This window comes from Novosphingobium resinovorum (assembly GCF_027922145.1).
GTDB lineage: Bacteria > Pseudomonadota > Alphaproteobacteria > Sphingomonadales > Sphingomonadaceae > Novosphingobium > Novosphingobium resinovorum.
The window spans coordinates 1-8,539 of the sequence record NZ_BSFC01000019.1 but is presented as its reverse complement, the minus strand read 5'-3'; the positions used below and the strand labels follow the sequence as shown (position 1 = coordinate 8,539).

Here is an 8,539-nt window from a genome sequence, read left to right as displayed (position 1 = left end):
CGCTGATCGGCGATTTCCTCGCCAAGCACGGCTACGACGCCACTACGGCGGCCGATCCGCTTGAGATGCGCAAGCTGCTGGCGAGCGAGAGTTTCGACCTGATCGTGCTCGACGTCATGATGCCGCGCGAGGATGGACTCACCGCCCTGCGCCAACTGGGGCCCGATGCGCCGCCGGTGATCATGCTTTCTGCGGTCGGCAGCGACGTAGACCGGATCGTCGGGCTGGAGATGGGCGCCGACGACTATCTCGCCAAGCCGTGCAATCCGCGCGAGCTTCTGGCCCGCATCCGCACCGTTCTGCGCCGCAGGGCCGGGGCCGCGCCCGCCGGAGCATTGGCCGAGGTGGCCACGCCCCGCACGATCGAGGCCGATTCGGGTGACTGTCTGCATTTCGCGGGATGGCGCATGGATCTGGGCCTGCGCCTGCTGTTCGATCCGACCAATGCGCTTATCTCGCTGTCGGATGGCGAATTCCGCCTGCTGCGGGCCTTCGCCGAGCATCCGCGCCGCGTGCTGACGCGCGACCAGCTGCTCGACTGGTCGCGCGGTGAAGATTCGGATCATTACGACCGGGCCATCGACGTCCAGCTTTCGCGTCTGAGGCGCAAGCTCTCCGACGGCGAGGGCGGCAGCGATATCATCCGCACCGTTCGTAACGAGGGTTACCTGTTCGTCCCGGCGGTAGCGGACGATCGCCCGGCCGGTTAGCGCGCTGCCTGTACTTCGTTGGCGCGATAGCAAACTGATCGCAATTCTCGTGCAATTCGCCTGAAATCCCCGGGCAAAGCCCGCAGCACAGTCCTCGCCGCTCAGGTCCAGCGATCACGCCGGACGCGAAGGAGGACGGTGATGGGAACTCGGGAGCGGGGCGCCTCTGGCGGGGAGCCGCACGGCCATGGGCTGGCCGAAGACCTTCAGGCGATAGGACGCGAGATGTTCGCCCGGCGCCGGGCACTGGCTTTCATGGCCAGCGCGGGCACGGCAGCGGCGCTGGCCGCGTGCGGCGGGGACGATTCCTCCAGTTCGTCGAGCTCGGGCGCCACCAGTTCCTCTTCGACCTCGTCGTCATCTACGTCTAGTTCGTCCTCCTCGACGTCGAGCACCTCCTCATCGTCCACTTCGGGGGGCACCTCGGATGCAAGCTGCATCGCCGATCCCACCGAGACCAATGGTCCTTACCCGGCCGACGGCACCAACACGGCCAGCGGTTCCACCTCGAACGTGCTCACCCAGAGCGGCGTGGTACGCTCCGATATCCGTTCCAGCTTCATCGGCTCGACCAATACCGCCGATGGCGTGCAACTCACGATCGAACTGCAGCTCGTCGACGTCAGCAATGGCTGCACGCCGATCGAGGGCGCTGCGATCTACGTGTGGCACTGCGATGCGGCGGGCCTCTATTCGCTTTACTCCAGCGGGGTCACGACCGAGAGCTATCTGCGCGGGGTGCAGGTGACCGACAGTGACGGCAAGGTCACCTTCACCACGATCTACCCGGCCTGCTATTCGGGCCGCTGGCCGCACATCCATTTCGAGGTGTTCACGGGCGGCCTGACTTCGGCCAGCACCGGGCGCACGGCGACGCTGATCTCGCAGCTCGCCATGCCGGCCGCCAACAACACGGCCGTGTTCACCGGCGACACCCGCTACACCGCCAGCATCGCCAACTACAACGCGATCTCGCTTTCGTCCGACAACGTGTTCGGCGACAACACGTCTGCCCAGATCGCCCAGCAGACGCCAAGCCTCAGTGGCAGCGTGAGCGGCGGATACACCGGTACGGCTCTCATCGGCATCGCGACCTGAGGCCGCCCGGCCTTCCACCAAGACCAGTTGAAATTCATCCTTTTCGGGACACCCTCGCCATGCGTTCGTTCAAGAATACCGCCAGCCTCGGAGCGCTCGCGCTCGCGCTCGTCTCCACGCCCTCGCTTGCCGATACCTCGGTGACCAAGGATACTACGAGCGCGCTCTCCACCTCGAGTGCCAGCAACGTGACGGTGGGCGAGAACGGCACGATCGCGCTGGCCAGCGGCAGCGGCATCACCATCGACAGCGATTCGACCGTGACCATGGGCGGCACCCTGGAAATGGGCGGCGCCAGCAACACCTCGGGCATCACCGTCAATTCCGGGACGACCTCGAGCCTCGACATCGGCGAAGACGGCGTGATCACCGTGCTGGAGGACTACGTCGTCGATGATGAGGATTCGGACGGCATCGTCACCGACAACATCGCCTCGGCCAGCAACCGCTATGGCGTCCATGTGACCGGCGATGCGGCAGGCACGATCCTCAATGAAGGTTCGATTACGGTAGAGGGCCAGAACTCGGGCGGCATCGTGCTCGACGGTGACTGGACCGGCTCGATCACCAATATCGGCACGATCAAGGTAATCGGTGACAACGCGGTGGGCATCTCGGCGCAAGGGATCGATGGCGATCTGACCGTTGAGGGCACCGTCTCGGTCGTCGGCTCAGGATCGAGCGGGATCAACGTGGCCGGCGACGTCAGCGGAACGGTGACGATCCAGGGCACGGTGACCAAGGGCTACTCCTACACCGACGATGATGGCACGACCGAAGTGCTCTCGCGCGCGGCGCTGCGTACGGGGACCGCGGCAGTTTCGATCACTGGCAACGTCGATGGCGGCATCTATGTGGCGGCCGCGCCGATCGACCGCGATGATGACAATGACGACGAGGATGGAGACGGCGTCGACGACAGCGACGAAGCCACCGGCGTCATCACCACATATGGCAATGGGCCCGCGATCCAAGTCGGTGGAACCAGCGACATCACCGTCGGTTCGGTCACCGGCAACATGGGCACCTACTCGATCGTCATCGACGGGTCGGTGACGGCCAACTCCTACTACAGCAATACCGATGCCTACGGCCTGGTGATCGGCGGCGAGGGCGGCAACGTCACCCTGACTGACGGCATCGGCGTCTCGGGCACGCTCAGCGCGATCTCCTACGATCAATCGGCGACGGCGCTGCTCATCAACGAAGGCAGCACGGTCACGAACCTTTACAACAGCGGGACGATCTCGGCTTCGCTCACCTCCAGCGGTGAAGGCTCGACGACCGCGATCCGCGACCTGTCCGGCACGCTGACCTCGATCGAGAACACCGGCTTCATCACCGCCGGCGGCTCGAGCACCGACACGCGCACCGCGATCGACCTGTCGGCGAACACCACCGGGGTCACCATCACCCAGTACCTCAACGACGATGATGCCGAGACGAGCGCCGAGTACGTCGAGGACAATGACGAGGAAGATCCCTCCATCTATGCCCAGATCAGCGGCAACATCCTGCTGGGGTCGGGCAACGATAGCCTTTCGGCTTCGACCGGTCAGATCATCGGCGACACGTATTTCGGGGCGGGTGACGATACTCTGGCCTTGTCCGAGGATGCTCTGTACTCGGGTGACATCTATTTCGGCAGCGGCACGGCGACCGCGACGCTCTCGGGCGAATCTAGCTATTCGGGCACGATGGACTTCGCCGGGGAGGCCGGCACCGTCACCATCAACGACACCGCCACGTACTCGGGCCAGTTCGCCAATGCGGACAACGTCGCGGTGACCGTCAACGGCGGCACGCTCATTCCCGATGAGGCGACGACAGTCAGCTTCGGCACTCTTACGGTCGGATCGAGCGGGACGATCGGCGTCTACGTCGACGGGGACGAGAGCTCGACGATCGTGGTCAAGAGCGCGACATTGGCCGATGGCGCCAGCGTAACGGCGACGGTCAACAGCCTCGCGACCGCCGAGGGCACCTATACCGTGCTCACCTCGGACAATCTCGCAATCGAGGGGTCGCTCGACGCGTCGGTCGACACGCCGTTCATCTACAACGGTGCGGTTACAAGCGACGAGGACAACGTCTACCTGACCCTTTCACGCAAGACGACCGGCGAACTCGGCCTTACCAAGTCGCAGGCTTCGGCCTGGGACGCGGTCTACGCGACCGCGCAGAACGATGACGACATCACCGACAGCCTGCTGCAGGTCGAGGATTCGGCAACGCTGCGCGACCAGGTCGGCGGCCTGCTGCCCGATCATGCCGGCGGCGTGTTCAAGGCCGTAACCACCGCCGATCGTCTCGCCGCCCGTCACATCAGCGATGATACGACCCTGTTCGATATTTCCGACATCGGCGGCTGGTTCGAGCCGATTTACTGGCGCGCGAGCATGGACGCCACCGGCACGGCCGGTTACAAGGCCAATGGCTGGGGTCTCTCGGGCGGCGTCGAGAGGCACACCGATCTCGGCAACTTCGGCGTCTCCTATGCCTGGATGCAGGGCACGGTGAAGAACAACGGTGGTACCGGCAAGCTCGATATCGGCCAGCATGACCTCGGCCTGTTCTGGCGCACTCAGGACGGCCCGCTGCTCGCGTGGGCACGCATCGGCGCCTCGCGGATCTCGATCGATTCGACTCGGACCTACACCGGCACGATCGACGATACCGACTTCTCATACTCGGCCGACGGCAGCTGGAAGGGCTGGCTGTTCTCGGGCCTGGCCGGCGCCTCGTATCGTTTCGACATGTCGCGCCGCTTCAGCCTCAAGCCCAAGCTGGAGCTGGAGCAGATGTGGCTGAGGGAAGACGGCTATGCCGAAACCGCCGACAGCGACGCGATGGCGCTCACCGTCGCGAGCCGCACCAGCAAGATGCTGACCGCCACTCCGACGGTCACGGCCTCCTACTCGCTGGGCACGATCTCGCCGGACTGGCGTCCGCTGACCTTCCAGCTCGAAGCCGGGCGGCGCGAGGTCCTGACCGGAAAGCTCGGCAGCACGACGGCCTACTTCAACGGCGGTGACAGCTACGATGCAGGCGATGCCTTCACGATCGCCGGCGACAGCCTCAAAGGCGCATGGATCGGCGAAGTGAGCATGCTGGCAGGCGGCTATGATTTCACCTGGAAAATCTCGGCACGAACCGAGCAGACCAGCACCGGCACGGACTTTTCGGCGCGCGCGGGGCTGAGCGTGGCGTTCTGAAATCTGCCGCCGCATGATGACCCCTCCCGACATGCACGCTTGGCGCGGGGACACTTCACGCGCCAAGCGTTGCCGCCTCGCCACGCGGGCGGACAGCCTTTTCATCCGGACTGGATCTATTTTCATGCGACAGGCATCGTAGCGCCAGTTACATCGCTGCGATGTCCCTCCTACTGGCGATCGCCGCAGCGTCTGCCTCCGCTTCCGGCATTTGCGTCTCGTCGATCCATGATGGCGATACCATCCGTCTCTGCAGCGGGGAGCGGGTGCGCCTGGCGGATATCGATGCCCCAGAACTTGATGGCTCTGCGCGCTGCGAGAAGGCGCAGCGCAAGAAGCTGGCGGCTTCCAAAAACCCGCCATGGTGCGACTTCCAGCTTGGGAACGAGAGCCGCGATGCCCTGAAGAACCTGATCGGTCAGGGGCATGTGACGATCGAACGCCTCGGCAAGGATGCCTATGGCCGCACGCTCGCCCACATCTATGTCAATGAGCGTGATGCGGGAAAATATCTGATCACATGGGGACTTGCCCGGCAGTGGGTCAAGTAGCCTGGACCGTCCCGTGGGTCGGCCGGCTGAACGTTTGACCTGCACCGGCTACACCGCGCCAGCAAGATGGCGGCCTGCTGGCAGTTCACCGATCGATCGTGAGAGGGCCCGAACACGGGGCGCTAGCGCCGCTGGCGGGCTTCTCGGGTTGGGGCATGATGAATGCGGCCCAGGCTTCCATCAGCGTTCGCCGCATGGCGGTGAGGTCGCTTCGCAGATAAGCTCTCTCGGTTTGCGAAAGCACGCTGTGCGAGAGTATCAATTCGGCGACCATTGCGGGTATGGCGGGCATCTCTTCTGCGGCCCAATCCCGAAAACTTGAACGAAGTCCGTGGACCGTCGCATGGCCCCATCCTTGTGCGAGCATTGAGTCGCGAAGGGCTCCGTTATTGAGCAAAGCACCGCTGCGCCCTGGGAATACCACGTGCGATTTGCCTCTCAGCACTGCGGCCCGGCGCAAGATGACGAGCGCTGCTTCACTTAGCGGTACGCTGCTTGCTCGACGCGATTTCATGATGTGCGCAGGCTTAGACCAAATTTTAGTGTCGAGGTCGATCTGGTCCCAGGTTGCCTGACGCACTTCCCCGCTGCGTGAAGCGGTCAGCGCTGCAAAGGCAAGTGCGAGCCGTCCGGAGCTTTCGGTTCCGCCAAGCAGGTCATGCATGAACAAGGGCACCTGTCGGAATGGGACAGCCGGATGGTGCTGACTTTGTGATTGGCGCGCGAGGCCCCGGCGAACGACCTGTTTTTGCGGGACGTCCTGCGTGCGCAAGCCGGTCGCATGGCAATAGGCCAGCACCTGATTGATGCGGGTGAACACCTTCTTTGCGGTAGACGGTTTGTCTGTCCACACCGGAGCCAGAGCGGCCCGGATCATGGCGTGGTCGATAATGTCGACGCTGTGGCTACCAAGTGTGGGTATGGCATAGCTGAGCATGGTCGATTTGAAATCGGCCGCATGCTTGGCGGTCCACCCCCTCGAGAGCTCTGCGTGCGCCAGATCGACGGCTTGTGCGAAAGTGGGACTACGCTGCACCTCGCGGTCGCGCTCGGCCACCGGATCGAGTCCAGCGAGCGTCAGCCGGCGCAGGATTGCGGCTTTGTCGCGAGCCTCGGCAAGGGTGAGCACCTTCCTGCGCAAGATTTCCACCGCATGGACCGGATCATCCTGGCGGCGGCGACCAAGATCGACTGACCCCAGGCCGATATCGCGCCGCCGTCCTTGATGCTGAATGCGCAGCACCCACGAGCGTGCGCGATTTCCATTGACCATAAGGTAGAGGCCGTCGCCATCGCAGTGACGCCCGTTCTTGGCGGCGCGGACGTGAAAAACCGTCAATTTTCCCATCTCGATGTTCCCTTCATTGTTCCCTCACAAAGCAGCCCTTGCTGAAGACTGCGGGCTGCAGCCGGAAAAGCCGCCGCCGGGAGGGCCTCGGACACTGCACTTCGCCTGGTGATGAACAGAGCAAGCAGCCGCTTGCCGGAGCCGAATGGTGCAAATCCTCGCGAACTTGCCGGCCCATCACGGTTCTCCCAGTAGAAGCCGGGGTATTGTCGCGCAGTGCGCAGAATTCAGCGAGATCCTGTTTGGTGACAGGAGGGGCCATCCCTCACGCGTTCCTGCGACAGGCAAGCGGCCGGCCATAGTAGCGGTTCCGTAAATCAGGCGTGGCGGCACCGCAAATGGAAGCACAATGGCTTTCGCAATTGTAACTTCAGATAGATATGCATTCGCCCCTACGCTGAAGGCCGATGATATCCGGAGGCGGTTTGCAAATGGACAATGACAGCGATTGCGTGGGAATCGCGCAGGTCAATCGTGCGCTAGACAATGCATTCTTCAGCGGCTGGCCGCAGGATGAATTCGAGCTGCTGGAGTTCTTCGTCCAGCTCAGAAAATTGACCATGGCAGACGCATTGGCGCACGAGCCGATCGAGCTCCCGTTGACCCGGCAGTAAGTCCCGTCCGTGTGAGCCCGCCTGCTTCGGGACAGGCAGTACACCGCGTCATCAGGCAAGAATGCCGATGCAGGTGCTTTCCTTCTCCCATCCGCAGCGCTGAAGCTTAGCAGGGGCGCCCCCGGCCCCAGGGCCGGGCCGGGCTCTGCTTTCGCTGACGCTCCAGTCGAGCCGCCTGGCGGCGTCTCGCCGGCAAGGCCGCAACGATCCCTGGCGCGAAAGTCTCGTCCCGCATCGCGGTTCGCTCGGGATGCCCTGGGCATCCCGGATGCGGGCGCCGCGCGGGCGCGCGGCGGCGCTGGGCCTTGTCGGCTCCAAAGTGGCGGGGGGCGTCGCTGCCCTGTAGCCCCGCCTCGCCGGGCCGCAACCCGTCCGCTTCGCGCCCGGCTCCTCCATTTCATTTCGGCCTTTGCAGGTGCGCCCCGCCTTAGGCCGGCGGGGCTGTCGAGCATGCTCCTGCCGCCCCCCGCCACCCTGGCGCCGGTCAATGGCGGTTGAGAAAGGAGCAGAGAAGATGAGCCATCACAGCCTCTATGGTGAGGTCACCGCGCGGATCATCGCCGAGCTGGAAGACGGGCGCCTGCCTTGGGTGAAGCCGTGGGATCCTTCGCGTTGTCCCTGCATGATGCCGAGAAATGCGGCGTCGGGCCGCTACTATTCCGGGATAAATGTGCTCATTTTATGGGCAGCGGGAGCGGGTAACGGGTTCTCCTCGCAGCGCTGGCTTACATACCGGCAGGCCGAGGCGGCTGGTGGCAACGTCCGGCGCGGCGAGAAGGGCACCACTGTGTGCTACGCTGACAGGTTCGTCCCCAGGGATGAGGCAGCACGGGCCCAGAGCGAGGGCGCACAGGCGAAGACGATTGCGTTTCTGAAAAGGTTTGTGGTTTTCAATCTGGACCAGTGCGAAGGTCTTTGCGATGATCTGACGGCGCCGGTTGAACTGGTCGTCTGTGAAAAGCGCTGAAGCCCGCAGGGAGGCGTGGGTTTTGGTGGATATGAA

The 8,539-nt window shown here is 63.8% G+C and carries 7 protein-coding genes; 6 read left to right on the top strand and 1 reads right to left on the bottom strand.

Annotation, left to right across the window (positions count from 1 at the left end):
- The first annotated feature begins 2 nt into the window (after positions 1–2).
- The 4 genes from PKE80_RS10045 to PKE80_RS10030 all read left to right on the top strand — a co-directional run bounded on the left by PKE80_RS10045 (position 3) and on the right by PKE80_RS10030 (position 5,574).
- Positions 3–710: a response regulator gene (locus tag PKE80_RS10045; RefSeq protein WP_271182364.1), complete on the top strand. Its 708-nt coding sequence runs from the start codon at positions 3–5 to the stop codon at positions 708–710.
- 141 nt (positions 711–851) lie between these two features.
- Positions 852–1,808 carry a dioxygenase family protein gene (locus tag PKE80_RS10040; protein ID WP_271182363.1) on the top strand — a complete coding sequence of 319 codons (957 nt, stop codon included), beginning with the start codon at positions 852–854 and terminating at the stop codon, positions 1,806–1,808.
- Positions 1,809–1,867: 59 nt separating this feature from the next.
- Positions 1,868–5,023: an autotransporter outer membrane beta-barrel domain-containing protein gene (locus PKE80_RS10035; RefSeq protein WP_271182362.1), complete on the top strand. Its 3,156-nt coding sequence runs from the start codon at positions 1,868–1,870 to the stop codon at positions 5,021–5,023.
- 161 nt (positions 5,024–5,184) lie between these two features.
- The gene (locus PKE80_RS10030) at positions 5,185–5,574 is read left to right on the top strand and encodes a thermonuclease family protein (RefSeq protein ID WP_036527462.1); all 390 of its coding nucleotides are present in this window, start codon (positions 5,185–5,187) and stop codon (positions 5,572–5,574) included.
- Positions 5,575–5,659: 85 nt separating this feature from the next.
- On the opposite strand, the gene PKE80_RS10025 is transcribed toward PKE80_RS10030, so the two are convergent.
- A complete protein-coding gene (locus PKE80_RS10025) occupies positions 5,660–6,922 on the bottom strand; it encodes a tyrosine-type recombinase/integrase (RefSeq protein WP_271182361.1) in 1,263 nt (420 codons plus the stop codon).
- 431 nt (positions 6,923–7,353) lie between these two features.
- Here PKE80_RS10025 and PKE80_RS10020 point away from each other — a divergent pair, with 431 nt between their 5' ends.
- Together PKE80_RS10020 and PKE80_RS10015 are read left to right on the top strand one after the other, a co-directional pair.
- Positions 7,354–7,536 (top strand): hypothetical protein, encoded by a 183-nt coding sequence (locus tag PKE80_RS10020; RefSeq protein WP_211150580.1) that lies wholly within the window; start codon positions 7,354–7,356, stop codon positions 7,534–7,536.
- 514 nt (positions 7,537–8,050) lie between these two features.
- The gene (locus PKE80_RS10015; protein ID WP_370424598.1) at positions 8,051–8,503 is read left to right on the top strand and encodes an ArdC-like ssDNA-binding domain-containing protein; all 453 of its coding nucleotides are present in this window, start codon (positions 8,051–8,053) and stop codon (positions 8,501–8,503) included.
- Positions 8,504–8,539: the final 36 nt, after the last annotated feature.